This is a genomic window from Herbiconiux sp. (genome assembly GCF_023264895.1).
In the GTDB taxonomy this organism is placed as follows: Bacteria; Actinomycetota; Actinomycetes; order Actinomycetales; family Microbacteriaceae; genus Herbiconiux.
In genome coordinates, this window is record NZ_JAHFUY010000065.1 from 1 (window position 1) to 26,445 (window position 26,445).

The following is a 26,445-nucleotide window of genomic DNA, read 5'->3' on the forward strand; positions in this document are numbered from 1 at the left end:
ATGGCACCCTTCCAGATGGATCGCATGATCCATTCAACCGCGAAAGCGGGCGTTTCGACCCTCCCGACCCGTCAGTTCGTCCCGTTCTGCGCCCGGTGGAACGGGACGAACTGCCGGATCGGGGCCGATCCGGAGCAGGATGGAGGCATGGCGGGCAAGGGCAGCGGCGAGCAGACGGTCTCGGTCGGTGGGCACCGGCTGCGCATCTCGAACCTGGAGAAGGTGCTGTATCCCTCGACCGGCACCACCAAGGCCGACGTCTTCCGCTACTACGCGACCATCGCCTCCACCCTCATCCCGCACGCCCGCAACCGGCCAGCCACCCGCAAGCGCTGGGTGCACGGTGTCGGAACGCCGGGCTGGGAGGCGCCGGTGTTCTTCCAGAAGAACCTCGACGAGGGCACGCCCGACTGGGTGCGCCGGGTGCCGATCGAGCACTTGGATCACATCAACGAATATCCGCTCGTCAACAACGCCGCGACCCTCGCCTGGTTCGCGCAGATCGCGGCCCTCGAGATCCACGTGCCGCAGTGGCGGGTGGATGCGCACGGGCGGCGGAAGAACCCCGACCGGTTCGTGATCGACCTCGATCCAGGGGAGGGCGCGGGGCTCGAGGAGTGCGTGGAGGTGGCGGGGCTCGCGCGCACCCTGCTGGTCGGGATGGGGCTCGATCCGGTGCCGGTGACCTCGGGGAGCAAGGGCATCCACCTGTATGCGCCGCTCGACGGGCGGCAGACCTCGGACGAGGTGTCGGCGGTCGCCCATGAACTCGCACGCGCACTCGAGGCCGACCACCCCGCGCTCGTGGTGAGCGACATGAAGAAGACCAAGCGCCGGGGCAAGGTGCTCGTCGACTGGAGCCAGAACAACGGCAACAAGACCACAATCTGCCCCTATTCGCTGCGCGGACGGCTGCGGCCGACCGTGGCGGTGCCTCGCACGTGGGAGGAGATCTCGTCGCCCGGGCTCCGGCAGCTCGAGCTCGAGGAGGTGCTGGCGCGGATGGACTCGCAGGAGGATCCGCTCGCGGCGAGCGTCGTGGAGCCGGGGTCGGTGGAGGCGCCGGGCGGGGTGTGGCACTCGGATCGCGGGCCCGACGAGCAGGAGGAGGCGCACCCGGAGGGTGGATCGGCGGCGGGCGGCGGCTCCGGATCGCGCGGCGGGTCGACCTCCGGCGGCGGGTCCGGATCGCAGGGCGCATCCGGGTCTGGATCGCGCGGCGCATCCGGGGACGGCTCCGACCGGCTCGCCGTCTACCGCTCCAAGCGCGACGGCTCGAAGACGCCCGAGCCCGTGCCGCACGCGGCCCCCGAGCCCACCTCGGGCCGGAGCTTCGTCATCCAGGAGCACCATGCCCGCCGGCTGCACTGGGACTTCCGGCTCGAGCACGACGGGGTCCTCGTGTCGTGGGCCCTCCCGAAGGGGGTGCCGGACGACCCGGGCCAGAACCACCTCGCCGTGATGACCGAGGACCACCCGCTCGAATACGGCTCGTTCGAGGGCACCATCCCGGCCGGGGAGTACGGAGCCGGGACGGTCGTCATCTGGGACTTCGGCGAGTACGAGCTCGAGAAGTGGCGCGACGGCAAGGAGATCATCGTCACCCTGCACGGGCAGCCCTCGGGCGGGCTCGGCGACCCGCGGAAGGTCGTGCTCATCCACACCGGGGGCCGCGACTCGGCGGCGGCCAAGAACTGGCTCATCCACAGGATGGTGCCGAAGGACGGGGCCACGGACGCACCGAAACGGAGGAAGACGGGAGGACACCCCGCCTCGGCGTCCTCCGTTGCCGTCGACGAGCCCGAGAGTCCTCCGGCGGCGGAGGTGCGGGGCGGCCGGCGACGTGAGATCGCTCCGATGCTCGCCTCGGCGGCGGCCCCCCGGGAGCTCGACGACGAGGAGGAGTGGGCGTTCGAGATGAAGTGGGACGGCATCCGCGCCGTCGTCGACATCGACGAGGGCGATGTGCGCATCCGCACCCGCAACGGCAACGACGTCACCGCCGCCTACCCCGAGCTCGCCGAAGCGCTCGCGGCCTCCCACCCCAACCGGTCGATGGTGCTCGACGGCGAGATCGTGGCGCTCGACTCCCGAGGGCGCCCGAGCTTCGGGCGGCTCCAGCAGCGCATGGGCCTCCGGAAGCCCCGCGAGGTCGAGGCCGCGCGGGCCAGGACGAAGGTCGACCTGATGCTGTTCGACCTGCTGGAGCTCGACGGCGAGTCGCTGATGAACCGGCCCTGGACCTCGCGTCGGCGCATCCTGAGCGAGACCCTGCCCGAGAGTGACGGCCCCGTGCACGTGCCGCCGGTGTTCGACGGCGACGTGCAGCACGCCGTGGCCGCGAGCCGCGAGCTCGGTCTCGAGGGCGTGATGGCCAAGCGGCGGGAGAGCCGCTACTCCCCCGGGCGGCGCACCCGCACCTGGCTGAAGATCAAGCACACCGCCACCCAGGAGGTCGTGGTGGTGGGCTGGCGGCCCGGCAAGGGGCGGCGGGCGGCGCAGGTGGGCTCGCTGCTGCTCGCGGTTCCGGATGCCGAGGGCACGCTGAGCTACGCCGGTCGCGTGGGCACGGGGTTCAGCGAGCGCGACCTCGAGGAGGTGACGGCGCGGCTGGCCCGGATGGAGCGGAAGACGCCGCCGCTGGGCGACGTGCCCGCCGTCGACGCGCGCGATGCCCGGTGGGTGACGCCGCGGCTCGTGGGCGAGGTGGAGTTCGCGGAGTGGACGGACACGGGGCGGCTGAGGCAGCCCTCGTGGCGGGGCTGGCGGCCCGACAAGGCGGCGGCCGACGTGGTGCGGGAGTGAGCCGGGCGGCGCTCGCTGTGCACATCCGTGCAAGTCCTGGCCGCGGCCGGGAGCCGGTGGTAGCTTCGCGACAGGAGCCACGGCAGACACATCGGGCTCAGACATCGAGGAGGATCTCATGACCGAGAAGCGTGGACAAGACGGTGAACGCGACGGCGAGTACACCGACACCGAGGCCGACGACGTGAACGTGCCCGAGCCCGAGTCGGGCGAGTACACCGACAGCGACATCCCGGGCGAGGAGTAGCCTCCCGGGCATGCAGGCTTCGCTGGGAGTCCCTCGAAGCCTGCATGGTAAGCTGACCGCAAGTTTTCGTCGTTGTTCGTCTCATCCGGGTGGCACTGCCCCCGCCGAATCGTGAGGGGGTCTCGCATGGGGCGTGGCCGTCAAAAAGCCAAGCACACGAAGGTCGCGCGCGAGCTGAAGTACTTCAGCCCTGACACGAACTATTCGGCGCTCGAGCGCGAACTCACCGGGGCCCAGGCGGGCGACCCGGACTATTCGAAGTGGATCGAGGACGACGACGACTCGGACGACGCGTTCGAGCCCACCGACGAGCAGAAGCGCGCGTAGCCGGCGCTGCCGTTTCGCCTGCGTTGATCGTGTGATCGGCGCAGGCTTTCGCGTGCGCGTGGAGCCGCTGGGCTCAGGCTTCTGCGGGATTCAGGCTCTGCCGAGCTCAGGCTTCTGAGCCGGGGTGCGGTTCGTGCTCTTCGACGCGCTCCGCGGCGACCGTGCGAGCCCGCCGCCGGCTGGTGCGATCGATCACGAGCGCCACGACGGCCGCGAGCGCCACGCAGATCGCCACGATGAACAGGCCGGTGAAGCCGAGCACCTGGAATCGGGTGAAGTCGTCCTGCTCGGGGAACGAGAAGGTGAGCACCACCGACACGATCACACCCACGAGGAGCCCCACCGCCATGAAGCGGTAGTAACGCGGGGCACGGCGCACCGAGACGGTGTCGACGGTCTCGGTGCCGGGGCGGGTCTCGGGCTGGTCACTCACCCTTCCATTGTCGCTCACGCGGCTGGATGCCGGGTGCGCGTCGCGCGCTGCCTCGTGCGCTCTGTGCTCCGTGCTCACAGCCGCACCGGCACGTGGGCCGAGAGGTCGGCCCGCTGGCCCGAGGCGCTGATGCGGGCGGCGGCACGGCCCTCCGCCCAGCTCAGGTGGCCGGTGGCGAGCTCGATCCAGGTGCGCGCATCCATCTCGACCACGTTCGGCGGCGTGCCCCGCGTGTGCCCTGGGCCGTCGATGCACTGCACCGCGCCGAACGGCGGCACGCGCACCTCCACCGAGTTGCCCTCGGCGCTGTCGGCGAGCGCCTGCAGGAGGTAGCGCACCGCGGTGGCCCGGATGTCGCGGCTCGCGCCCTCGAAGTCGGTCCGCGCCGCCTGCACCGCGGCTGCGCCCGCCGCCGCGTCGATCCTCGCCTTCGCCATGCCTCCACGGTACCCGGCGGGTGGGGTGAGCGGATGCGGTGGGGTGGGTGGGGTGGGTGTGGGCCGGGCCGATCCCGGCGGGGTGGGGTGAGCGGCTGCGGTGGGGTGGGTCGGTGGATCCGGCGGGCTGGGTGAGGGGGCCGATGGGGCGGGGGTGGGCCGGGCGGATCCCGGCGGGTGGGGTGAGCGGATCCGGCGCATGGGCGGGGAAGGGCGGATCGGTAGGCTGGGTGGGTGAAGATTCTCGTTCTGGGTTCGGGTGCGCGCGAGCACGCCATCATCACCGCACTGCTGCGGGAGGGCGACGTGCACGAGGTGCTCGCCGCCCCGGGGAACGCCGGCATCGCGGCCGACGTGCCGGTGGTGGCCGACCTCGATGTGAACGATCCTGTGGCCGTCACCGAGTTCGTGCTCGCCGACGACGTGCAGTTCGTGGTCATCGGGCCAGAGGCCCCGCTCGTGGCCGGTGTGGCCGACGCCCTCCGCACCCGCGGCATCCCCGTGTTCGGGCCCGGCCGGGAGGCCGCCGCCCTCGAGGGCAGCAAGGCCTTCGCCAAGCGCATCATGGATGCGGCCGGCGTGCCCACCGGCGGCGCCCGCACCGCGAGCACCCTCGCCGAGGCCGAGGCCGCCCTCGCCGATCTCGGCGCCCCCTACGTGGTGAAGGCCGACGGCCTCGCCGCGGGAAAGGGCGTTCTCGTGACCGACGACCTCGAGGCCGCCACCGCCCACGCCCGGCACTGGCTCGAGCACGGCGACGTGCTGATCGAGGAGTTCCTCGACGGCGACGAGGTCTCGCTCTTCCTCGTCTCGGACGGCCACTCCGTGGCCCCCCTCTCCCCCGCCCAGGACTACAAGCGCCTGCTCGACGGCGACCTCGGCCCCAACACCGGCGGCATGGGCGCCTACTCGCCGCTGCCGTGGCTCGACGAGCGCTTCGGCAGCGAGGAGGCCTTCGTCGACGAGGTCATCGAGACGGTCGCGCTCCCCACCATCCGCCAGCTCGCCGCCGAGGGGACTCCCTTCATCGGCCTGCTCTACTGCGGGCTCATCCTCACGCCGAACGGCATCCGGGTGATCGAGTTCAACGCCCGCTTCGGCGACCCCGAGACGCAGGTGGTGCTGCCGAGGCTCCGCACGCCGCTCTCGGAGCTGCTCTTCGCGGCGTCCACAGGCACGCTCGGCGAGCAGCCGCGACCGGTCTTCAGCGACGACGCCGCCATCACGGTCGTGCTCGCGAGCGAGAACTACCCCGGTTCGCCGGTGATCGGGCGCGTGATCACGGGGCTGTCGACGGCGGCCGGCGCGGAGGGCGTCTCGGTGATGCACGCGGCGACGGATCGGGACACGAGCGGCGACGAGACCGTCATCCGGGCCACGGGCGGCCGGGTGCTCAATGTGGTGGCCACCGCTCCGGCGGGCGACTTCTCGCTCGCGCGCGACCGGGCCTACGGGGTGCTCGAGGGCATCGGGCTCGAGGGTTCGCAGCACCGCAGCGACATCGGCGCGAAGGTCGTGTCGGCGTGAGCGGCGCGGGTGGTGCGGGCGGCACCGGTTCGGGCGTTGCGCTCGACGGCTGGCAGCACGTGTACAGCGGCAAGGTGCGCGACCTCTACGTGCCGGCGGGGACGGAGGCCGGCTCCGCGCCGGCTGCGCTGCTCGTGGTCGCGAGCGACCGGGTGAGCGCGTTCGACCACGTGCTCGAGCCCGGCATCCACGGCAAGGGCGAGCTGCTCACCACGCTCAGCCGCTGGTGGTTCGAGCGCCTGCCGGTGCCGAACCATCTCGTCGACGACGCATCCGGACTGCCCGCGGTGCCGGCATCCGTGGCCGGGAGGTCGATGGTGGTGCGCTCGCTCGACATGTTCCCGATCGAGTGCGTCGTGCGCGGCTACCTCTCCGGCAGCGGCTGGAAGGAGTACCAGGCCACGCAGAGCGTGTGCGGCGTGCCCCTGCCCTCAGGGCTCGCCGACGGCGACCGGCTGCCCGAGCCCATCTACACCCCCGCCTACAAGGCGCCCCTCGGCGAGCACGACGAGAACATCACGTTCGAGAAGACCGTCGAGCTCGTGGGCCTCGAGGACGCCACGGCCCTGCGCGACCTGTCGCTCGACGTCTACGCGCGGGCCTCGGCCATCGCGGAGGCCCGCGGGGTCATCCTCGCCGACACCAAGTTCGAGTTCGGGCGCGACCCTGCGACGGGCGCCATCACGCTCGCCGACGAGGTGCTCACGAGCGACTCGAGCCGCTACTGGGACGCCTCGGCCTACGACTCCGGCGAGCGCACGGCGAGCTTCGACAAGCAGATCGTGCGCGACTGGCTGGCCGCGAACTGGGACGGGACCGGCGTGCCGCCGACGCTGCCGCACGAGATCGTGGAGAAGACGGTGCTGCGGTATCGCGAGCTGCTGGAGCGGCTGACCGGGGAGTAGGTGACGATGTCGGTGGTGGGGGCTAGCGTCTGACCATGGACGTCATTCTCATCGCAGGTTTCTGGCTCACCGGCGAGTCGTGGAGCGAGGTGGCCCCCGGGCTCCGCTCCGCCGGCCTCACCGTGCACACCCCCACTCTCGAGGGCATGTCATCGGTCGACGACGATCGCAGCGGGGTCACCCTCGCGACGCACATCGCCGAGGTCGTGGCGCTCGTCGACGAGCTCACCACCGACGGCGGGCAGGTCGTGCTCGTCGGGCACTCCGGCGGCGGCGCCGTCATCCACGGGGCGGTGGATGCGCGGCCCGGCAAGGTCGCGCGGGCCATTTACGTCGACAGCTGGCCCACCGCCCACGGCATGGCCATCAACGAGGCGCTCGAGGCCGAGGGCTCCGACGTGCCGCTGCCCGACTGGTCGTCATTCGGCGACACCGACCTGTTCGACCTCACCGACGAGCAGCGGGAGTGGTTCCGCTCGGTCGCCGTGCCGCAGCCCGTGGGCGTGGCCCGCTCGCCGCAGCAGCTCTCCGACACCGCGCGGTTCGACGTGCCGATCACGCTCATCGCCACCACCTTCACGAAGGAGGAGGTGTCGGAGTACGTCGGGTCGGGGCACCCGATGTTCGCCGAGATCGGGAGCATCCGGTCGGTCGACGTGGTCGAGATCCCCACGGGGCACTGGCCGCAGTTCACTCGGCCGGCGGAGGTGGCGGGGGCGATCGTGGGGGCTGTGGGGTAGGGGGGCTCGGTCTACCGGGCGTTCGTTGATCTGGGTGGCGGTGGCCGGGGCGGGTTGCTCAGGGTGATTCCGGGCGGGTTGTGCGGGGTGGCGGTGGCGGGGCGGGGTGGTTCCGGGGCGTTGCTCGGGGTGGCGGTGGTCCGGGGTGGACTTTCCGGTCGCGTTGCTTCCCGCGTCCGCTTCGCGGACGCCCGCCAGACCCGGCCTGCAACGCGACCGGAAAGTCCACCCCGCACCACCACCTGCCGTGGGAGCGGGGAAGCCACTCCCCCATCACCACGCAAACCCACCTGGCGCGGGGGCGAGGAAGCCACCCCCCACATCGCCACGCAAACCCACCTGGCGCGGGGGCGGGGAAGCTCGTCGGCGGGCCAGGCGGGGGGCGGGTCAGGTGGGGGGCGGGTCAGGTGGGGGCGTCTATGGCCTTGGCCACTACTCGGGCCATGGGCTTGCGGATGACGTGGTCGCTGGCGTTGACCACGTGGGTGGTGACACCACGCATCCGGCCGATGATGGCGACGTTCTCGGGCACCAGGAACTCGTCGAAGCGGCCGTAGACGACCTCGACCGGGTGGTCGACACGGGCCAGGTCGCTCACGACCGTCTGCGATTCGATGCAGTGCTCGAGGGACTTGATGAAGGGGGTCCAGGTGTCCTCCGTGATCTCCATCACGTGCTCGATGGGCAGCAGCCGGGAGATCAGGGCCGCATGGGCCAGGGTGAACTCCTTGTTGGCGCGGAGGTATTGGTAGGCCTGCAGGTAGCCCGTCATCTTCAGGCGCGCGAGCGGATCACCGATCTCCGACGGCGTGAGGTAGACGGGCGGACTCACCAGCACGAGCTTGGCGAGGTGCGAGCCGTGCGTGGCCGCGTAGCGGGTCGCGATGAGGCAGCCGAGCGAATGCCCGACGAGGATGAACGGCTCGTGCAGATGCAGGGAGCGAATGGTGTGGGCGACCGCCGCGACGTGCTCCTCGAGGGTGTACTCCGCGTGCTCGGGGCGGGGCGAGGATCCGAAACCCAGGAGGTCGATGGCGATCACCCGATGCGTCGGCTCGATCAGGGGCATGACGTAGGTGAAGGTGCTCGACGAGGAGGCGATGCCGTGGATCATCACGACGACCGGGCCGGGACTCGCCGCGTCCCCTCCCTTGCCCTGCGCATCCGGGGCCGGCTCACCCGTGTCGCGCACCACGTGCAGCAGAGGCGCTCCACGGTCGATGAAGCCTTCGACGAGGTCGTGGAGTCGGGACATCTCCCTACTGTGGCAGGGAGTCAGCCCTGTGTGGAGGCCCAATCCGCCACACGGCGCGCGCTCTCGGCCGGCGAGAGGTCCTCGACGCGGGTCATGATCGACCAGCGGATGCCGAACGGATCGAGCAGCGACGAGAACCGGTCGCCCGAGACGAAGGTCGCGGGGCGCTCCCGCACCGTCGCACCGGCGGCCTCCGCCCGAGCGGTGAGCGCATCGACGTCGGGCACGTAGAGCGCGAGGGAGTAGGGGTGGCCGGCGCCAGGATCGAGGGCGACGAGACCGTAGGCGGGGAGCGGATCGCTGAGGGTGAGCATGCCGTTGCCGAGGTCGAGGACGGCGTGGGCGATGAGGTCGGCGGGGGGCGTGGCATCCGGGGCCTCCTGCGGGGCGGGGGGTGTGGCATCCGGGGCCTCCTGCGGATCGGGGGCCGGGAAGCGGGTGACGTCGACGATCGTGGCGCCGAACGCGTCGCGGTAGAACTCGAGGGCGGCGGCGGCCGGCATCACCACGATGTGCGGTGTGAGCGAGGTCGAGCCGTGCGGGGTGCCGTTGGTCGTGTGCTCGCCGTCGGCGGCGGCGGGGGCTTCGTTTTCGGTGGTCATGACGCCAGGCTAGGCAGTGCCGCCGTCGCGGTCTTGAACTTCTGCGACAGCCGGGCGGCCGAGCAGGTGGAGGAGGACGATGGCCGACGGATCGCCCGCCTCGCGCGGGCACCTCAACCCCGGCGCGGAGGGGGTGGAGTTCGACCGGTTCGAGCTGGGGCCGGCGCCCGGTCTCGACGAGCTGGTGCGGCACATCTGGGTGGCGCGGTGGAGCGTCCCCGAGGGCGAGACGCGCGAGCAGCGCATGCTCACCTACCCCGCCTTCAACGTGGTGATGCAGCCCGAGGGGGCCATGCTCGCGGCCCCCGATCCGAAGCTCTCGGTGGTGTCGCTGCAGGGCGACTCGTGGGTCGTGGGGGTGCTGTTCCGGCCGGCCGCCGGGCCCGTGCTGTGCGGCAGTTCGCCTCCGCGCGACCTGCTCGGTCTCGGAGTGCCCTATGAGGGTGCCCCCTTGCGCGATGTGGCGGCGGCGATGGAGGAGACGGATGCGGTGGCTCGGCGGCGGCGACTGGTCGCCGTGCTGCCGCCTGGCTGGTGCCGCTCGTCGGCGCGGTCGGAGAGCGTGGGCGGCTGATGAATCGGGTGGGGGCCCTGGCGGAGGGTGACGACGGGATCCTGCGGTCGGCGCAGCTGGCGGAGGCCTCCGGGCTCGGGATCCGGGCGCTCGAGCGGCTCGTGGCGGACTTCGTGGGAGTGAGCCCGAAGTGGCTGATCGAGTGCCGACGGATTCAGTGGGCGGCCACGACGCTGCGCGCGGATGCGCGCACGGACCTGAGTGGGCTGGCCGCTTCGCTGGGGTACGCGGACTACCCGCACTTCTCGCGGCGGTACGTGTCGCTGCTCGGGGAGACGCCGGAGGCCACGCGGCGGCGCGGGGGGTCGGGGGGCTAGACGGCGGGGCATGAGGCGACGGGCATCAGACGACGACGCGGTGGAGGATGGTGCGCTCGGCGAGGGTCCAGGCTGTGGTGATCAGTAGGTAGAGGGTCGCCGCCAGCGGCACGAAGGCGGCGAAGATCACCGTGATGAGCGGCAGCCAGCTCAGGATGCGGGCTGCCGAGCCGCCGGGAGCCAGCGCGGCGAGGGCCGGCGGGGTGGCGGAGGGGGTGGTCGGGGACGCAGTGACGCCCGTCGCATCCGCTGCTTGGATGCGGAGCGTGAGACGGCGGGAGAGCAGTGCCACCACGGCGATGAGCGCGAGCAGGAGCCCGGCGACGAGCAGGGTGAGGCCGGCGGTCGCTGCGCCGGCTCCGGCTCCGGCTCCGGCTCCGGCTCCGCTGAGTGCTGCCTCGAGCGCCGCAGTGAAGCTCGTGCCGAGCGGGGCTCCCGCGAGGGTGTCGGCGAGCAGGAGGTTGGCGTGGCCGTTGATGCTGGGCACGAGGAAGAGGCCGTAGATGATCGTGAGCACCGGAGCCTGGATGAGCAGGGGGAGGCATCCGGCGAGCGGGGAGGCGTTCTCCTCGGCGTAGAGGGCCATGGTCTCGCGCTGGAGGCGTTCGGGGTTCGAGCCGTGGCGTGAGCGGAGGAGGGCGAGGCGGGGGGCGAGCTTCCGTCGCATCCGGGCGGCGCGTGCCTGGGAGAGGCCGACGGGGATGAGGGCGGATCGGACGAGCAGGGTGATGAGCACGATCGCAAGCGCCGAGGCACTCGCGCCGGCGAGGGGTTCGATGAGGTCGGACAGTGCTCGCACCACGGAGTAGGCGGCGTCGAGCAGGGCGGCGATGGGGCCGAAGGCGTAGATGTTCATGGGGTGGGGTTGCTCCTTGCGATGCGGAAGTGGGGGGACCGTGTGATCGCGGAGGAGTTCGCAGACGTGCAGGCGGCACCGGGGCCGGAGGGCGCGCTGTGTGCGCGCCGGTCAGGCGGTATCAGCCTTTCGAAGAGGCCCACCGGGGGGCGAGACCCACCGCTTGGGCAGACTCCCGGGCGGAGAGAACTCACCGTTCGGGCGAGACCCACCGGACGGTGAACCCACCAGTCGGGCGAGACACACCGGGCAGGCGGTGCTCGCCGGTCGGGCGGGACCCGATCCGGGCGCTGCGCTCAGACCGGGTCGGTCTGCAGAGCTCCTACGCGATCGTGCGGAGCAGTCCGGGCGCGCGGGGCTGGGGGCGGCCGGGTGCGTCGGGGCGGCGCTGGGTGATGGTGGCGGGCAGGTCGATGCGTGCCGCGGGCGGCCGGGGGACGGATGCGCCGAGCAGCGCGAGCAGCGCCCCCACGACCGTGCGCACCGTGTCGGACACCGCCGTGAAGGCGGCCGAGGCGGCGAGCACCGTCAGTGCGACGCCGAAGCCGACGCCCACTCCCACGCCGAGCCCGACGCCGGCACCGGATGCCGAAGAGGCGCTGTCGGTCGTCACGAGCCAGACGAGCCCTGCGCCGAAGCCCATCCCGAGCAGGACCGCGGCGGTGCGGCCGGCGCGCGCGGCTGATGCCTGCATGCCGGTCCGGATCCGCTTCGAGCTCATGCCCACGAGCCTACCTGCCGGATTCGGGGCTGCCGGATTCGAGAGACGCCGAGGTGGGGCGCCGCATCCGCGTGCCGGGCGAATCCGGGTTCAGAAGCGCAGCCGTCGTCGCAACCAAGGTGCAGTGGAGGTCGGATGCCGCGAGGGTTGCGGTTCTGAACGGCGGCGAGCCCGTGGGCACGACTTCAGGGGCGGGCGGCCGCCGCCGCGACCCGGGCGGCCTCGCGGGTGGCGTGGGGGTTGGCGACCCCGGCGCGGGAGCCGGCGAGCTTGGCGGCGATGTGGTCGCCGACGGTGACGGGGTCGGGGTAGCGGTCGGGGCGCCCCTCCGAGATGCAGGAGGGGAGGGTGCGGATGAGGGCGTCGAAGTCGCCGTCGTGGAAGTAGGCGGCTGAGCGACGGCGCTCGATGGTGCCGTCGACGATGGGCGGTTTCACGCGGTGGAGGGTCGACATCCAGCGCTCGTTGGTCCAGCGAGCGGTGAGGTCGCCGAGGTTGATGAGGAGGGCGTCGTCGGCGGGGCTCACGTCGTTCCACGAGCCGTCGGCCGCGAGCACCTGGAGCCCGCGCACCTGGTCGGCCCACAGCACGGTGACGATGCCGTAGTCGGTGTGCTCGCCCATGCCCGTGAGCTCGCCGTCGAGGTCGACGGTGCCGGGCGGGAGGGCGTAGTTGTTCATGCGCAGCACGTCGAGGGAGTGCCCGGTGAAGGTGTCGAAGAAGCCGGCGGGGAGTTCGAGGGCGTCGGCGAAGATCTCGGTCATGGTGCGGGCGACCCGGCGCGCCTCGGCGAAGTAGGCCGAGACGCGAGGCTCGAATCCGGGGGCGTCGGCAGCCGGCCAGACGTTGGCCGCGTAGTGCACGGGGTCGAGGGCGACCGGCGAATCGGGGTAGTCGGCCGCCGTGGCGCCCACGTTGAACGCCTCGAAGAAGTCGTTCATGCGGCTCGCCGATTCCACACCGAGGCTGAGGCTGAGCGACTCCGACTTCGGCGGCGCGTAGCCGCGGTTGATGCCGGGCGGGGTGCTGTAGGCCTTCTTGGCGGGCAGCGGCTGGGCGAAGAACTCGTCCATCGCGGCCGCGAGCCCCGCCTGCACCGGCGCCGGGATGCCGTGGCCCGTGATCTGGATGAAGCCCACCGTGCGGCAGGCTTCGTCGATCGCGCGGGCCACGGCGGCGCGCTCGGCGTCGGTGCCTCCGCTCACGTAGGGAGCGATGTCGACGGCGGGTACGTGGAACGTCATGGCGGGCCTCCCGAGCTCTGGCCCGAGACTAGCGCGGCGGTGTTACGGGGCTGTTAAGGGGTCGGAAGCGCGCTGCGTGGTGCTCGTGCTGAGCGCACGAGTTCGTGCTGAGCGCTCGTGCTCGGCGGGCCCTGCTCAGTGCTCGTCGTACTTGCCCTCGACGAGGATCTCGGAGACCTCGGTGAAGCGGTACTGCGCCGTGGGCGGGCCCTCGACGGTCTCGCCCTCGGCGGCGGGCACCAGGCGGTAGACGAGCTGGCCCTCGCTGTAGGGCAGCACGAGCTCCTCGGGGGCGCCGTCTTCGAGCGGGATGGTCTGGTCGTCGAGCGGTCCGCCGGAAAGGTGCGCGAGAGCTGGTGTAGTCATGCTGACAGGCTACTCGCCTCCGCCGACAGCGGCTCGGGGGTGGGCGCGGCTCCTCCCTGTCGGCGGCTCGGGGTGGACGTGGGCGCTGCTCCGTATTCGGCTCGACCGCGCTGCGACTCCTCCACTCACCTGGCCACTGCGCCCCATCTCCACAGGTGTCGCCGCACCTGGCTGTCGTCGCCGTCGATGCCGGATGATGGCAGCAGGCACCCAGGCCGGGAACCTCGAGAGGAGCAGAAGATGCCCGACGGTCACGATCTCGCCTCCTCTGTCCCACGCGGCTCCTTCACGCTCGAGCCGAAGGGACCGTTCTCGTTGGCAGCGAGCATCCGCTTCTTGGAGGGCTTCGAGCCGGCTGCTTTCGCGTCCGGCACAAGCGCCGAGTCGACGATGGAGGCGGATGCGCCGGTGCGGCTGGACTGCGCGTTCCCGCTCGAGGGTTCGTGGCAGACCGTGGGTGTGAGTGTCGAGCAGGTCGGCGAGGTCGTGCGCGGGCGGCTGTTCGCGGGGAGGCCGCTCAGGCGCGAGGAGCTCTCTGCAGCCAGACAGCAGGTGGAACGCATCCTCTCGCTCGATGTCGACGGCAGCGGATACGCGTCGGTCGGCGATCACGACCCGGTGATAGGCGGGTTGCAGCGGCGCTACGACGGGATGCGGCCCGTGTGCTTCTGGTCGTGGTACGAAGCGGCGGCGTGGGCGATCATCGTGCAGCGGCAGCGCCTGTCGCAGGCCGCGGCCGTGAAGCGGCGGATGTCGGTGGAACTCGGCGGGACCGTGATGGTGAACGGGGTCGCTCAGCAGGCGTTCCCGCGGCCGGCAGTGCTCGCGGGACTGGAGTCGTTCCCGGGGCTCACGGCAGCCAAGGTGGAGCGGCTGCGGGCGCTCGCGGAGGTGGCCCGGCGCAATGCGATCGACAGTGCCGGGCTACGCCGGGCGACTACCGACGAGGCGCTCGCGACCCTGCTCGAGCTGCCGGGCATCGGGCCGTTCTCGGCGGAGCTCGTGCTCGTGCGCGGGGCCGGGGCTCCGGATGTCACGCCCACCGTCGAGAAGCGGCTCGCGGCGGCCGTGACGGCGGCCTACGCGCTGTCCCGCGCACCGACGGCCGACGAGGTCGCCGCTCTGTCTGAGAGGTGGGCGCCCTACCGCAGCTGGGTCACGGTGCTGCTGCGCACGGCGGCCGCGGAGCAGGGCTCACCTCCCTCGAACTGAGGCCGGTGCCTGCTAGCCCATTCACCGCGGAGCAGGGCCGACCTCCCTCGAACTGAGGCCGGTGCTTCCTATGCACGGTCACCGCGGAGCAGGGCCAACTTCCCTCGAAGTGAGGCCGGTACCTGCTACACCCAGCCACCGCGGAGCAGCCCTGCCCCACGAGCTGAGGGCACGCGACGCGGGGCATGTGCGTCAGCGACGGGCAGCGAAGGCAAGGGCGTAGCCGGCGAAAGGCACCCATTCGGCAGAGGCGTCGAGGGGCAGACCGACCCAGTCCTTGAAGGGGCGGCCGACGCCGCCCGGGTCGAACGGCTCCGCGCCCGGTACCCCGAGAGCACCCGTGTGCTCGGAGGTGCCAGCGCCGAGCTTCACGCCCAGCGAGTCGCCGTTGAGGCAGGCGAACATCGTGCCGTCACGGCTGAGGATCGGGCGCCCCATCATGCGACCGCGCACGATGCCCGGGTCGCCCAGCTCGCTCACCACGAGGTCGAGCTGCTCGAGCGCCTCCTCCGACGACTCCGGCTTCGCCATCCTGCCCCCCCGCCCACGTCGCGTGCCCGACGCGCGCGGTCTCAAGCACGCGCTCCCGCCGATGGCCGCCAGCGTAGCGCCGACTTGCCACAAGTTGCTCCCACCAGCCCCCACTTGACACAAGATGTGTCAAGCCGGCGCTTATTCGCGCAGCTTCTGTCAAGTCGAGGGGCAGCGCAAAGCCTGCGAGCGCTCCTTTTCCTCGCCGGGCTCAGCCCGGAGGCACGCAGCCCGACCGCCGGGCTCAACCCAGAGGCACGCGGCCCGATCGCCGAGCTCAGGCGGCGTATGTGGAGACGAGGCGCACCGCGCCGCCGTCGACGCCCTTGGCGCCCTGCTCGAAGCCCTCGGCGGCGAGCGACGACGCCGAGCGCGGAGCCGTCGAGACCGTGCCGACCTGCCAGGTGCGGATGCCCTCGGCCGTGATCGCCGCCGTCACCCGCGCGGCAGCTCCTGCATCGACCACGGCGAAGAAGCCCACGCCGAGGTTCCAGGTGCCCTCGGCCGACTCCAGGCTCGACCCCGCGAGCGACGACAGCACCCGGAACACCGGCGCCGGCGACCACGTCGACCGGTCGACCTCCACCCACGAGCCTCGTGGCAGCACGCGCGCGAGGTTCGCCGCGATGCCTCCACCGGTCACGTGCGAGAGCGAGTGGATGGCACCCGACAGCGCCGGCACACCGAGCACCCGCACGAGCGGACCCGTGTAGAGCCGCGTCGGCTCGAGCAGCGCCTCGCCCACGACACCACCCAGATCGGCCGACTGGTCCGCGTAGCCGAGCCCCGCATCCGCGAGGATCTTGCGCACGAGCGAGAAGCCGTTCGAGTGCAACCCCGAGGATTCGAGAGCCAGCACCACGTCGCCGTCACGCACGCGCTCGGCGCCGAGCACAGCATCCGCCTCGACCGCGCCCACGGCTGCGCCCGCCACGTCGTAGTCGTCAGGCGCCATCACGCCGGGGTGCTCCGCGGTCTCGCCGCCCACGAGGGCCGTGCCCGTCTCGGAGCAGGCACGCGCGATGCCCGCGACGATCGTGGCGATGCGCTCCGGCACCACACGGCCGCACGCGATGTAGTCGGTCATGAAGAGCGGCTTCGCACCCACCACGACGATGTCGTCGACGACCATGCCCACGAGGTCCTGCCCGATGGTGTCGTGCTTGTCGAGCGCCTGGGCGATGGCGATCTTGGTGCCCACGCCGTCGGTCGAGGTGGCGAGCAGCGGATGCCTGTAGCCGGTGAGCGCGGACGCGTCGAAGAGCCCGGCGAAACCACCCACCCCGCCCAGCACCTCGGGGCCGTGGGTGCGCTGCACCGCCGCCTTCATCAGTTCGACCGCGCGGTCGCCCGCCTCGGTGTCGACTCCGGCTGCGGCGTAGCTGTTGCTCATGCCCCCATTCTCGCGCACGCCGACGCGCGCGGCGGACTGTGACTTGACAGTAGATGCGCCTAAGAACGCCGACTTGGCACAACTTGTGTCAAGTGAGCAGCGCGGGCGGGCGGCGGCGGACGACCACTTGACAGAAGATGCGCCTAAGAACGCCGACTTGGCACATCTTGTGTCAAGTGAGCCCGGCCGGCGGAAGACGGCCGGCGCCACGCGGAGGCGCGCAGCGGCAGCGGCGGACGACGACTTGACAGAAGACGCGCCTAAGAACGTCGACTTGGCACATCTTGTGTCAAGTGGGCGAAGCGGGGAGGGGCGAAGGCGGGCGGCGGGCTACCAGGCGCAGGGGGTGAGGGCGGTCACCGCGGGGGCGAGCGACGCAGGACCGCCGAGGAGGACCACCTGGGTGGCGCCGAGGCGCGCGAGGTCGGCGATCACCCCTCGGGGCACGCAGTCGCCCGGCACCACGTAGAGGGGCGCGTCGCCCGCCGCCGCGAGCACACCGCCCGCGAGCGCATCCGGGAACGTTCGGCCCGTGGCCAGATAGACCGTGCCGGCCGAGGCGAACGAGTCGCGGTTGAGGTTGATCGAGGCCTCGTAGCGGGTCGCACCGTCGATGCGCGTGACCGCGGCCGGGATGCCCGTGGCGAGCTGGTTCTTCACCCCCTCGCTGACCGAGTTCACACCACCCACGAGCGTGAGGGACGAGGTGCCGAGGGCGCGGAAGAGCTCCACGGTGGCGGCGTCGACAGACGGCGAGCCGGGCCCGTAGACGAGCACCACGGGCTCGCCGCGGGAACCGGCCGCGGCACCGGCCGAGAGGGCATCCGGGAAGGTCGAACCCGTGGCGGCGTAGGCGTGAGGCACCGTTCCGGCCGGGAAGGCGGATGCGACTACCGCGCGAGAAGCCGCGTAACGGTCGGCACCCGCCAGTCGCTCGACGGTCGCCGTGGGCACGAGCTCCTCGAGGGCACGGAACACCGGCGCCCCCACGGAGGCCTCCCCGCCCACGATGACGATCCGGCCGGGTTTCAGGCTCTGGATCTTCGCGGCCACGGCATCCGGGACCCGGTCGGGGAGCACCAGCAGGAGCGGGCCGCCCTGCGTGGCCGCGGCCGGACCGGCGCTCAGCGCATCCGGATAACCGGTGCCCGTGGCGACGTAGACGACCGGGGCGGTGGCCGACCCTGGGAAGGCCTTCTCGGCGACGGCCACGGAGACCTCGTAGCGATCGGCGCCCTCGATGCGCGAGACGGCGGGAGCGACCAGCGTGAAGGAGCCCGAGACGGCAGCCGAGGCTGCGGCGCCGGATCCGTAGAGGGCGGTCGCCGCGTAGGTGTGCGTGCCGGCCGGGACGCTCGAGAGGTCGACCGACCAGGAGCCGCCGACGCGCACCGGCGCAGTGAGGGTGCGGGAGCCGTCGACGGTGACGCGCACCGTGTGGCGCACCCCGCCCGCGGCGAGCGTGCCCGAGAGCGCGGAGCCGAGGGGGGCGCTCGCGCCGGCGGCCGGGCTCGCCACGACGGGGGCCGCGACCTCGACCTGGAGCTCCCACCCGGTGTGCGAGCTCTCGACCGAGCCGTAGCCCGGCTGGGCGGTGAGCGGGAAGGTGCCCGTGAAGCGATCCGCTTCGTCGGCGCCCGGTGTCTCGGTGCAGGAGGCCTTGAACGAGCCGTTCGAGAGCACACCGACGGCGTACGGGCCCGACACCACGGCGCCGCCGCTGTCGCCGCGGAGGGCGCACATGTCGGAGAGGTAGGTGTTGACCTCGACGTAGCCGCCGGCGCCGTCGGAGACCTTGACGAGGGCGTCGGTCTTCCAGACGGTGCCGCAGGTCCAGCCGGTGGTGCGGCCGGACTTGCAGATCGGCTGGCCGACGATGGCGCGGGAGAGGTCGCGCACGGTCGACGGGGTTCCGGAGGTGACGGGGGCGGTGTTGGTGCCGTCGCCCCAGGTGCCGACCGCCGGGCGCGGGGTGCTGCCGGCGTCGAGGGCGATGAGGCCGGAGTCGAGCTCGTCGCCCATCGAATAGGTGCTGCGGAGCGGGGTGCCGATGGCGGGACCGGAGAGGTCGAGCGTGTTCGGGGCGCTCTGCTGCATGCGGAACACCTGCGGGTTCGGGTTGGTGGCCGTCGCGGTGGGCTTGCAGTGACCCGCCGTGAGGGTCTGCGGCTGGCCGGTGGCGCGGTCGCGGCCGTTGAAGGCGGTGGAGCAGAGGTTCACGCCCGAGCCCTGCACCCAGTAGTAGCCCTGTCCGCCGACGAGGGTGCCTGGGGCGGGGTCGGCCAGGAACTCGGCGAGTTCGGAGCCCTCGTCGCGCGGTGCGGCGGTGCCGAACTCGACGACGGCGCCGGCCTGCTCGACGGCCTCGACGGGGGTGGGGGTTTCGGAGGTGGATGCGTCGGGGGTGGGGGTCGTAGCGGCGGGAGCCGCCTCGGGCAGGAGGGTGACGACGAGGGTGGTGCCGTCGAGGCGGGAGGCCACGATCGGGATGCCGCGGGCCTCGAGGTCGTCGAGCACGGCGGTGGCGTTGGCTGCGGCATCGGCGCGGGCGAGGTAGTCGGCGGGGGTGGTGGAGAGATCGGCGGAGAGGGCGGCCGCGAGTTCGGCGGGGAGCGCTGCGGCCTCGGCGGTGTAGTCGTCAGCGGAGTACGCCTGCATGGTGGGGACAGGAGCGGGCGTGAGGACGTCGAGGGGGCTCACCGGCTGCGACGACGACGGCACAACGGGGTCGGAGACTTCAGCCGATGCCGGCTGTGCAGGGGCCGCGGCTCCCAGCACCAGCGCGAGGACGGTGGCACTGACGACGGCTCCGACGACGGCACCGCGCCGCGCGAACGCCACCTCTCGAGCACGGGTCGGGCGGCGGTGATGCGACACGGCGGCTTCCCCTCAGACCGATCGGACGACGGTTCGCACCGACGGGATCACGTCGGCTCGGTCCGGATCATCCTAACCAGGGGTGGTCGCAGGGCTCCGCCGGGTCACTCCGCGGCGAGGAGCGCCACCGCGTCTTCGACCTGGCCGAAGAACGTCGCCATGTCGGCGAGCTCGTTCGGGGTCTCCGTCTCGCCCTGGATGGAGATGACGAAGGCCTTTCCGTCCGACTCCCGCTCGAGGTACCAGGAGCCCGCGAGCACCCCGATCGAGCTGCCGCCCTTGAAGGCCACGGTCGACCACTCCTCGCCGATGGTGCCGAGACCGGGATTGGCCGAGAGGATCTCGCCGACCGGCGCACCCGCATCCGTCGCCGCCCGCTGCTGCAGGGCCACGTGGGCGGCCACGAGGTCGTCGGCGGAGGTGAACCAGTCGAGGCCGTGCTGCCAGACCGAGTCGGTGAGGTCACCGGGATCGACGGTCACGATGCCACCGGGGAGCGAGTCGAGCATCGCGCGGCGCTCGGTCTCGTCGGCGGCGCTCCAGCGGTCGCGGATGGCGGCCCGGGACTCCGCCTGGTCACCGGCTGCGCCCTCGCCCGCCGATCCCCAGCCGAGCTGGAACAGTGCCCGCGTGGTCAGCATCGGCGTGTTCAGCGACGGGTCGTGGTGGCCCATGTCGGCGAGCGCAGCTTCCACCGCCTCGGGGCCGACGGTCGCGATGAGGAGGTCGGTGGCCGTGTTGTCGCTGATCGCGATCATCTTCTCCGCGGCCTCGCGCACGGTCACGGTGGTTCCGGCCGGCTCGTTCTGGAGCTCGCCCGAGGGGAGGCTCTTGATGTCGTCGGTGATCGTGAGCGGGGTGTCCCAGGTGAGGGTTCCTGCCTCGACGGCGTCGGCCACGGCGCCGAGCACGTAGAGCTTGAAGATGGAGCCGGAGGGGTGGGGAGCCGCGGGGTCGCCCGTCTCGAGCAGGCGGTCGGCCGCGAGCTCCGCGCCGGGAGTTCCGGATGCGCCGGCGCCCGACTCGGCCGGGTCCGCAGCCGGGTCGCCGGCCGGGTCGCCAGCCGGGTCGCCACCCGCTTCGGCGGCATCCGGACCGACCTCGGTCACGACCATCGTGGTGTCGGCGGCGAACGACTCCACCACGTCCTCGAGCTCCGCCCACGACGTGGAGGGGGTGCGGTCGGCCGCGGAGGGCGCGAAGAGCAGGCCCGACATAAGGTCGTCGCCGTCGACCGCGATCTGCATGTCGAGGGCGTCGCCATCTGTGGGACGGATGGTGACGACCGCCTGCGTGCCGGCATCCGGAGCCACGTCGACCGCCTCGATGCGCCACGGCCCCTGCAGCTGCAGCTGCTCGACCACCTGGCGGAGCTCGGCCACACTGAGCTGCTCGAGCATGTCGGCGTTGAAGCGCTCGGCGATCCCGGCGTCGATGTCGATGGGCTCGAGGTCGCCGTTCATGGCCTCGAGGATCCACGCGGCGTGCTCGCCGAGCACGGTGTCGGGCAGGGCGGCGGCCTCCGCGGCGGGCGAAGCGGTGCTGCTCGCGGCGGGGCCTGGGGCGGGAGTCGTGCAGCCGCTGAGCGCCGCGCCCGTGAGCGAGAGGGCCGCCACGAGGGCGGTGGTCGAGAGGGTGAGGGAGGTGCGGCGGTTCGTGTGCATGCCTCCACTCTTCCGAGGCGAGCGGCACCCGGCATCCGGCCACGGGCTGAACCCGCTCCCCCGCGCGGCGGAGATGCGGCGGAGGCGCGACGGAGATACGGGGGAGATGACGCGTCGCCGCCGACCCCACGCGCATCCGGCGACAGGATGCACCTGCAAAGGCCGTAGAATCGTTGCAATGTGCGGCATCGTGGGCATCGTCTCGTCAGACCCCGTCAACCAGCTCGTCTACGACTCCCTTCTGCTGCTGCAGCACCGGGGGCAGGACTCGACCGGCATCGCGACCGCCGAGGGCAGCGTCTTCCACATCGTGAAGGCCAAGGGGCAGGTGCGTGAGGCGTTCCGCACGCGCGACATGCGGTCGCTGCTCGGCACCATGGGGCTCGGTCACGTGCGCTACGCCACGCAGGGCAACGCCTCGCAGGAGCAGGAGGCGCAGCCGTTCTACGTGAACGCGCCCTACGGCATCATCCTCGTGCACAACGGCAACCTCACGAACACGCGCGAGCTCACCGGTGAGCTCTACAACATCGACCGCCGGCACCTCAACACCAACTCCGACACCGAGGTGCTGCTCAACGTCTTCGCCAACGAGCTGCAGTCGCAGATCACGGGCCTCTCGCTCGACCCGGAGCAGATCTTCACCGCCGTCTCGCGCGTGCACGAGCGCGTCGAGGGCTCCTACGCCACGATCGCCATGATCGCCGGGCACGGGCTCCTCGCCTTCCGCGACCCCTACGGCATCCGCCCCCTCACCATCGGCGGCCGCCTGCTCGAGAGCGGGCAGATGGAGTACGTGGTGGCCTCCGAGTCGCTCGTCATGGAGAGCCTCGGCTACGACGTGGTGCGGGATGTCGCGCCCGGCGAGGCCGTGTTCATCACGCTCGACGGCGAGCTCATCGCCAAGCAGTGCGCGCCGAACGCGCGGCTCATCCCGTGCTCGTTCGAGTACGTCTACCTCGCCCGGCCCGACTCGGTGCTCTCGGGCATCTCGGTCTACGAGGCGCGCCTCCGGCTCGGCAACTACCTCGCCGACACCGTCGCCCGCTACACGCCGATGGGTGACATCGACGTGGTCATGCCGATTCCGGATTCGTCGCGGCCGGCCGCCATGCAGGTGGCCCAGAAGCTCGGCGTCGAGTACCGCGAGGGGTTCTACAAGAACCGCTACGTGGGGCGCACGTTCATCATGCCCGGGCAGGCGGCCCGCAAGAAGTCGGTGCGGCAGAAGCTCAACGCGATGTCGTCGGAGTTCAAGGGCAAGAACATCCTCATCGTCGACGACTCGATCGTGCGCGGCACGACCTCGAAGGAGATCGTCGACATGGCGCGGCAGGCCGGCGCCAACAAGGTCACCTTCGCGTCGGCGGCGCCGCCCGTGCGCTACCCCCACGTCTACGGGATCAACATGCCCTCGCGGCACGAGCTCGTGGCGCACGACCGCAAGATCCCCGAGATCGCGGCCGCCATCGGCGCCGACCACCTCATCTACCAGGAGGTGGAGGACATGCGCGCCGCCATCACGCTCGGCTCCCCCGACGTGCACGACCTCGAGATGAGCTGCTTCACGGGCGACTACGTCACCGGATCGGTCACCCCCGAGTACCTCGACTGGGTCGAGAAGAACCAGCTGAGCTAGCCGGCGGCCCCGCCCGCGAGCGACGCGACCGGCCCTACCCGACGACCCAGAGCGAGGCCGCGGCCGCGCCAGCGACCGCAGCCGAGCATGTCGCCCGCGCCGCAGAGGCGGCGGCGCGGCATAAAATCAGCCCATGGCGACTCCCGACTTCATTCTGGCTCTGCGCGAGAAGATCGGCCACGCGTCACTCTGGCTGAGCGGGATCACGGCCGTGGTCACGCGCGAGAACGGCGACGTGCTGCTGGTGCGCCGCTCCGACAACGGCGCCTGGACCCCGGTCACCGGCATCATCGACCCCGGCGAGGAGCCCGCCGTCGCCGCCGCACGCGAGGTGCTCGAGGAGGCCGCGATCGTGGCGGTGCCGGAGCACCTGGCCTGGGTGCACACGATCCCCGAGATCGTCTACGCGAACGGCGACCGGTCGCAGTACATCGACCTCACCTTCCGCTTCCGCTACGTCTCGGGCGAGCCGTTCCCGGCTGACGGGGAGAACACCGAGGCGGCGTGGTTCGCGCTCGACGCCCTGCCGGAGATGTCGGAGGAGATGCTCGCGCGAATCCGCCACGCCCTCGACGGCGAGGTCGCGGCGCGGTTCGCGTTCTAGCGCGCTCCGGAGCGCCGATCCGGCAGTTCGTCCCGTTTCGCCGCCCTCGGAAGGGGACGAAGTGCCGGATGGGCGCCGGCCACGACGCTCGAGGATGCTAGCCGCGGCGCTCGAGGACGCCGCGCACGAAGGATGCCTGGCCCGCGTGCTGCAGGTCGTCCGAGATCACGCTCACGAGTCGCACGGCGAGAGTGACCGGCGGATCCCACGACTCGTCCACCACGCGCGACAGCTCGTCGCCGGGGAGCGAACGGAGGTAGGCCGACGTCGCCGCGTAGACCGCCTCGTGGTAGCCGACGAGCGACTCCGAGGTCACGCCGGGGCCGGCCACCTGCGCCACCTCGGCCGGTGACTGGGCGTAGCCCGTGGCATCCGTCTCGAAGGGCAGGCCGAAGCGCTCGGACCAGCCGCCGCTCGTCCAGACCTGCTCGGTGCCCGCGACCTCGGCGATGTGGTCATCCTGCACGCGGGTGAGGTGCCAGACCAGCCAGGCGATGGTGTTGGCCTCCGGATCGATGCGCGCGGTCAGCTGCTCGGGCGTGAGGCCGCCCGTCGCTCGGCGCACGGTGTCGCGGATGCGGGTGAAGGCGTCGTCCAGGAGCTCGGTGCTGTCGATCATCTCCTCACCCTAGGCACGGCGGCGGGTTCGGCCCCACCCCCGGGCCCGATCGCCCCGGGCCCGATCGCCTCCCGCCAGATCACCCCGCGCCCGACCGCCCCACGCCCATCCCCGCCTCGACTTCCCCCACCCCTCCCCCGACTTGACAGTAGGTGCGCCCAAAACCGCCGACTTGACACATCTTGTGTCAAGTCACAGCCAGCGGCCGGCGCGGGCGGCGGCGCGCTATCAGGATCCTGCGAGCCAGGGCCCGTACGCTGGCGGATATGCCCGAAAGACCTCACCGCCTCGTCTCCGCCTTCCAGCGGGTCGTCGACGGCACCAAGCGCCCCGTCGGCATGATCGCGGTCCTCAGCCTCGCCTCCGCCCTGCTCGTCACGATCATGGCCGTGCCCGCCATGGCCGTCACCGGGGTCTACGCCTCGCGCACGGTCGACGTGCTCGACACGCTGCCGGACTACATCCGCCCCACGACGCTCGCCCAGGCCTCCGAGATCTACGCCACGAACAGCGACGGCTCGCCCGTGCTGCTCGCCACCGTGTTCGACCAGAACCGGCAGGAGGTCGGCTGGGACGCGGTGTCGCAGTACGTGAAGGACGCGGTGGTCTCCACCGAGGATCCGCGCTTCTACGAGCACGCGGGCGTCGACGTGGCGTCGACCCTCCGCGCAGCGCTCGGCAACGTGGCATCCGGTGGCGTCGAGAGCGGCGCGTCGACCATCACCATGCAGTACGTGCGCAACATCCTCGTGCAGCAGGCCGAGTCGCTCGACACCGCCGCCGAGCGGGAGGCCGCCTACGATGCCGCCACCACCGAGTCGGTCGACCGCAAGATCACCGAGATGCGGCTCGCGATCGCGCTCGAGAAGCAGTACTCGAAAGACGAGATCCTGCTCGGCTACCTCAACATCGCCAACTTCGGCGGATCGGTCTACGGCATCGAGGCCGCGGCCCAGTACTACTACGGCGTGAGCGCCGCGAACCTCTCCATCGCCCAGTCCGCCAGCCTCGCCGCGACGGTCAACGAGCCCAACGGGCTGCGGATCGACGAGGAGGAGAACATCGCCGACAACCAGGCGCGTCGCGACAAGGACGTGCTGGCGTCGATGCTGCGGGAGAAGACCATCACGCAGCAGCAGTTCGACGAGGCGGTCGCCACCCCCGTGACCCCCGTCATCACCCCGCGCACCACCGGCTGCCAGGCGGCCGTGGCGGGGGCTGCGTACTTCTGCGACTACGTCACCTGGATCGTCAAGAACGACTCGACCTTCGGCGACGACTCCGAGACGCGCTGGTCGAACTTCAAGCAGGGCGGCTACCAGATCTACACGACGCTCAACATGGATCTGCAGTCCAACGCCGACGAGACCATGCGCGAGTACATCCCGGCGACGATGGAGGACATCGAGATCGGGTCGACCATCGTGACCGTCGAGCCCGGATCCGGCCGCATCCTCGCGATGGCGCAGAACACCACCTTCGACGACGACCCCGACACCGCCGTGCCGGGAGCCACCGCCGTGAACTACAACACCGACATCGACTACGGCGGATCCTCCGGCTTCCAGGTCGGGTCGACCTACAAGGTGTTCGCGCTGGCGGAGTGGCTGAAGCAGGGCCACACACTCGCCGACCGGGTGAGCGGCAACGAGACCACGTGGGATCTCGCGGAGTTCACGAACTCCTGCACCTCCATGGGCGGCGAGTGGGAGCCGGCGAACGACGGCAGCTCGCGGCCCGGCACGATGTCGGTGCAGTCCTCGCTCACGAACTCGGTCAACAACTCCTTCATCGCCATGGCGAAGGAGCTCGACCAGTGCGCGATCAAGGACACCGCGGAGTCGCTCGGCGTGCACCGCGCCGACGGCAACCCCCTCAACACGGAGCCCTCGGCGGTGCTCGGCACCAACGAGATCGCACCGCTCACGATGGCGGCCGCCTACGCCGCGATCGCCGCGTCGGGCGTGTACTGCGCACCCATCGCGATCGATCGCATCCTCGACCCGACCGGTGCCGAGATCGCTCCTCCGCCGGCGAACTGCGCTCAGGCGCTCGACCCCGGAGTGGCCAACACGGTGGCCTACGCCATGCTCGGGCCGATCGAGAGCGGCACGGCGACGGCGTCGGATCCGGATGACGGCATCACGCACATCGGCAAGACCGGCACCACCGACAACGAGAAGGACACCTGGATGGCGGGCGCCTCGACGGCCGCGGCGACCGTGGTGTGGGTGGGCAACGCGACCGGCAACGTGTCGATGACGGATGTCTACCCCAACGACTGGACGGGCAGCTCGGTCAGGCACCGCATGTGGCGCGCGGTCATGACCGCGAACGACGAAGTGCTGGGCGGCGGCGAGTTCGCCGAGCCGAACGAGGACCTCGTCGACGGCTCGTCGACCCGCTTCGGCTCCGGATCGGGTTCGGGTTCGGGCTCGGTCTCGGGCGACTTCGAGAACACCCCGCCCACGGTCCCGGCGCCGGCACCGGCCCCGGACCCGGCACCGGCCCCCGCGCCCGCTCCGGAACCCCCGGCGCCGGCGCCCGAGC

25 protein-coding genes are annotated in these 26,445 nt (G+C 71.7%); 12 read left to right on the forward strand and 13 right to left on the reverse strand.

Annotated features, from left to right (window positions below):
* Window positions 1-147: 147 nt before the first annotated feature.
* From Q0D57_RS12670 to Q0D57_RS12680, 3 genes are all read left to right on the forward strand, one after another.
* A complete protein-coding gene (locus Q0D57_RS12670; protein ID WP_291044299.1) occupies window positions 148-2,805 on the forward strand; it encodes an ATP-dependent DNA ligase in 2,658 nt (885 codons plus the stop codon).
* Between the two features lie 118 nt (window positions 2,806-2,923).
* On the forward strand, window positions 2,924-3,052 hold the full coding sequence (locus Q0D57_RS12675) for a hypothetical protein (protein WP_291044302.1): 129 nt from the start codon (window positions 2,924-2,926) through the stop codon (window positions 3,050-3,052).
* Between the two features lie 126 nt (window positions 3,053-3,178).
* Entirely contained in the window at window positions 3,179-3,379 is a 201-nt protein-coding gene (locus tag Q0D57_RS12680; RefSeq protein WP_291044305.1) for a DUF3073 domain-containing protein, read from the forward strand.
* 106 nt (window positions 3,380-3,485) lie between these two features.
* On the opposite strand, the gene Q0D57_RS12685 is transcribed toward Q0D57_RS12680, so the two are convergent.
* Together Q0D57_RS12685 and Q0D57_RS12690 are read right to left on the reverse strand one after the other, a co-directional pair.
* Window positions 3,486-3,812, reverse strand: coding sequence for a hypothetical protein (locus Q0D57_RS12685; protein WP_291044308.1), 327 nt, complete (start codon window positions 3,810-3,812; stop codon window positions 3,486-3,488).
* A gap of 74 nt (window positions 3,813-3,886) precedes the next feature.
* Window positions 3,887-4,249, reverse strand: coding sequence for a sterol carrier family protein (locus Q0D57_RS12690; protein WP_291044311.1), 363 nt, complete (start codon window positions 4,247-4,249; stop codon window positions 3,887-3,889).
* 234 nt (window positions 4,250-4,483) lie between these two features.
* On the opposite strand from Q0D57_RS12690, the gene purD reads away from it, so the two are divergent.
* From purD to Q0D57_RS12705, 3 genes are read left to right on the forward strand one after another with little or no spacing between them, the layout of a single operon-like run.
* Entirely contained in the window at window positions 4,484-5,776 is a 1,293-nt protein-coding gene (purD, locus tag Q0D57_RS12695) for a phosphoribosylamine--glycine ligase (protein WP_291044314.1), read from the forward strand.
* Entirely contained in the window at window positions 5,773-6,681 is a 909-nt protein-coding gene (locus Q0D57_RS12700; protein ID WP_291044317.1) for a phosphoribosylaminoimidazolesuccinocarboxamide synthase, read from the forward strand. The genes purD and Q0D57_RS12700 overlap by 4 nt, the downstream gene beginning before the upstream one ends.
* A gap of 35 nt (window positions 6,682-6,716) precedes the next feature.
* Window positions 6,717-7,421 (forward strand): alpha/beta hydrolase, encoded by a 705-nt coding sequence (locus Q0D57_RS12705; protein ID WP_291044320.1) that lies wholly within the window; start codon window positions 6,717-6,719, stop codon window positions 7,419-7,421.
* Between the two features lie 403 nt (window positions 7,422-7,824).
* On the opposite strand, the gene Q0D57_RS12710 is transcribed toward Q0D57_RS12705, so the two are convergent.
* Both Q0D57_RS12710 and Q0D57_RS12715 read right to left on the reverse strand, forming a co-directional pair.
* Window positions 7,825-8,676: an alpha/beta hydrolase gene (locus tag Q0D57_RS12710; protein WP_291044323.1), complete on the reverse strand. Its 852-nt coding sequence runs from the start codon at window positions 8,674-8,676 to the stop codon at window positions 7,825-7,827.
* A 20-nt stretch (window positions 8,677-8,696) separates the two neighbouring features.
* Complete coding sequence (locus Q0D57_RS12715) at window positions 8,697-9,278, reverse strand: glyoxalase/bleomycin resistance/extradiol dioxygenase family protein (RefSeq protein ID WP_291044327.1); 582 nt, start codon at window positions 9,276-9,278, stop codon at window positions 8,697-8,699.
* A gap of 79 nt (window positions 9,279-9,357) precedes the next feature.
* Between Q0D57_RS12715 and Q0D57_RS12720 the strand changes: the two genes are divergently transcribed.
* Window positions 9,358-9,852: a DUF6597 domain-containing transcriptional factor gene (locus Q0D57_RS12720; RefSeq protein ID WP_291044331.1), complete on the forward strand. Its 495-nt coding sequence runs from the start codon at window positions 9,358-9,360 to the stop codon at window positions 9,850-9,852.
* Entirely contained in the window at window positions 9,852-10,169 is a 318-nt protein-coding gene (locus Q0D57_RS12725; RefSeq protein WP_291044337.1) for a helix-turn-helix domain-containing protein, read from the forward strand. Before Q0D57_RS12720 ends, Q0D57_RS12725 begins: the two co-directional genes overlap by 1 nt.
* Before the next feature lie 25 nt (window positions 10,170-10,194).
* Here the strand turns inward: Q0D57_RS12725 and yidC are convergent, their stop codons facing one another.
* The 4 genes from yidC to Q0D57_RS12745 form a co-directional block, all read right to left on the reverse strand.
* Window positions 10,195-11,025, reverse strand: coding sequence for a membrane protein insertase YidC (gene yidC, locus Q0D57_RS12730; protein ID WP_291044340.1), 831 nt, complete (start codon window positions 11,023-11,025; stop codon window positions 10,195-10,197).
* A gap of 322 nt (window positions 11,026-11,347) precedes the next feature.
* On the reverse strand, window positions 11,348-11,746 hold the full coding sequence (locus Q0D57_RS12735) for a DUF6412 domain-containing protein (protein WP_291044343.1): 399 nt from the start codon (window positions 11,744-11,746) through the stop codon (window positions 11,348-11,350).
* 185 nt (window positions 11,747-11,931) lie between these two features.
* A complete protein-coding gene (locus Q0D57_RS12740; RefSeq protein WP_291044346.1) occupies window positions 11,932-12,990 on the reverse strand; it encodes a 2-oxoglutarate and iron-dependent oxygenase domain-containing protein in 1,059 nt (352 codons plus the stop codon).
* A 135-nt stretch (window positions 12,991-13,125) separates the two neighbouring features.
* Window positions 13,126-13,356, reverse strand: a complete 231-nt coding sequence (locus Q0D57_RS12745) for a response regulator (protein WP_291044349.1) — start codon at window positions 13,354-13,356, stop codon at window positions 13,126-13,128.
* A gap of 240 nt (window positions 13,357-13,596) precedes the next feature.
* On the opposite strand from Q0D57_RS12745, the gene Q0D57_RS12750 reads away from it, so the two are divergent.
* Entirely contained in the window at window positions 13,597-14,568 is a 972-nt protein-coding gene (locus Q0D57_RS12750) for a hypothetical protein (protein ID WP_291044354.1), read from the forward strand.
* A 192-nt stretch (window positions 14,569-14,760) separates the two neighbouring features.
* On the opposite strand, the gene Q0D57_RS12755 is transcribed toward Q0D57_RS12750, so the two are convergent.
* The 4 genes from Q0D57_RS12755 to Q0D57_RS12770 all read right to left on the reverse strand — a co-directional run bounded on the left by Q0D57_RS12755 (window position 14,761) and on the right by Q0D57_RS12770 (window position 21,033).
* Complete coding sequence (locus Q0D57_RS12755; protein WP_291044356.1) at window positions 14,761-15,099, reverse strand: hypothetical protein; 339 nt, start codon at window positions 15,097-15,099, stop codon at window positions 14,761-14,763.
* Window positions 15,100-15,376: 277 nt separating this feature from the next.
* Entirely contained in the window at window positions 15,377-16,492 is a 1,116-nt protein-coding gene (purM, locus tag Q0D57_RS12760; protein ID WP_291044362.1) for a phosphoribosylformylglycinamidine cyclo-ligase, read from the reverse strand.
* Between the two features lie 330 nt (window positions 16,493-16,822).
* Window positions 16,823-19,369, reverse strand: coding sequence for a cell wall-binding repeat-containing protein (locus tag Q0D57_RS12765; protein WP_291044365.1), 2,547 nt, complete (start codon window positions 19,367-19,369; stop codon window positions 16,823-16,825).
* A gap of 104 nt (window positions 19,370-19,473) precedes the next feature.
* Complete coding sequence (locus tag Q0D57_RS12770; protein WP_291044367.1) at window positions 19,474-21,033, reverse strand: serine hydrolase; 1,560 nt, start codon at window positions 21,031-21,033, stop codon at window positions 19,474-19,476.
* A 178-nt stretch (window positions 21,034-21,211) separates the two neighbouring features.
* Between Q0D57_RS12770 and purF the strand changes: the two genes are divergently transcribed.
* The gene (purF, locus tag Q0D57_RS12775; protein WP_291044370.1) at window positions 21,212-22,672 is read left to right on the forward strand and encodes an amidophosphoribosyltransferase; all 1,461 of its coding nucleotides are present in this window, start codon (window positions 21,212-21,214) and stop codon (window positions 22,670-22,672) included.
* A gap of 133 nt (window positions 22,673-22,805) precedes the next feature.
* Entirely contained in the window at window positions 22,806-23,276 is a 471-nt protein-coding gene (locus Q0D57_RS12780; RefSeq protein WP_291044373.1) for an NUDIX domain-containing protein, read from the forward strand.
* Between the two features lie 97 nt (window positions 23,277-23,373).
* On the opposite strand, the gene Q0D57_RS12785 is transcribed toward Q0D57_RS12780, so the two are convergent.
* Window positions 23,374-23,895 carry a DUF664 domain-containing protein gene (locus Q0D57_RS12785; RefSeq protein ID WP_291044376.1) on the reverse strand — a complete coding sequence of 174 codons (522 nt, stop codon included), beginning with the start codon at window positions 23,893-23,895 and terminating at the stop codon, window positions 23,374-23,376.
* A 266-nt stretch (window positions 23,896-24,161) separates the two neighbouring features.
* Here Q0D57_RS12785 and Q0D57_RS12790 point away from each other — a divergent pair.
* Window positions 24,162-26,445, forward strand: a 2,284-nt coding sequence (locus Q0D57_RS12790; RefSeq protein WP_291044385.1) for a transglycosylase domain-containing protein, incomplete at its 3' end; no start/stop codon positions are given.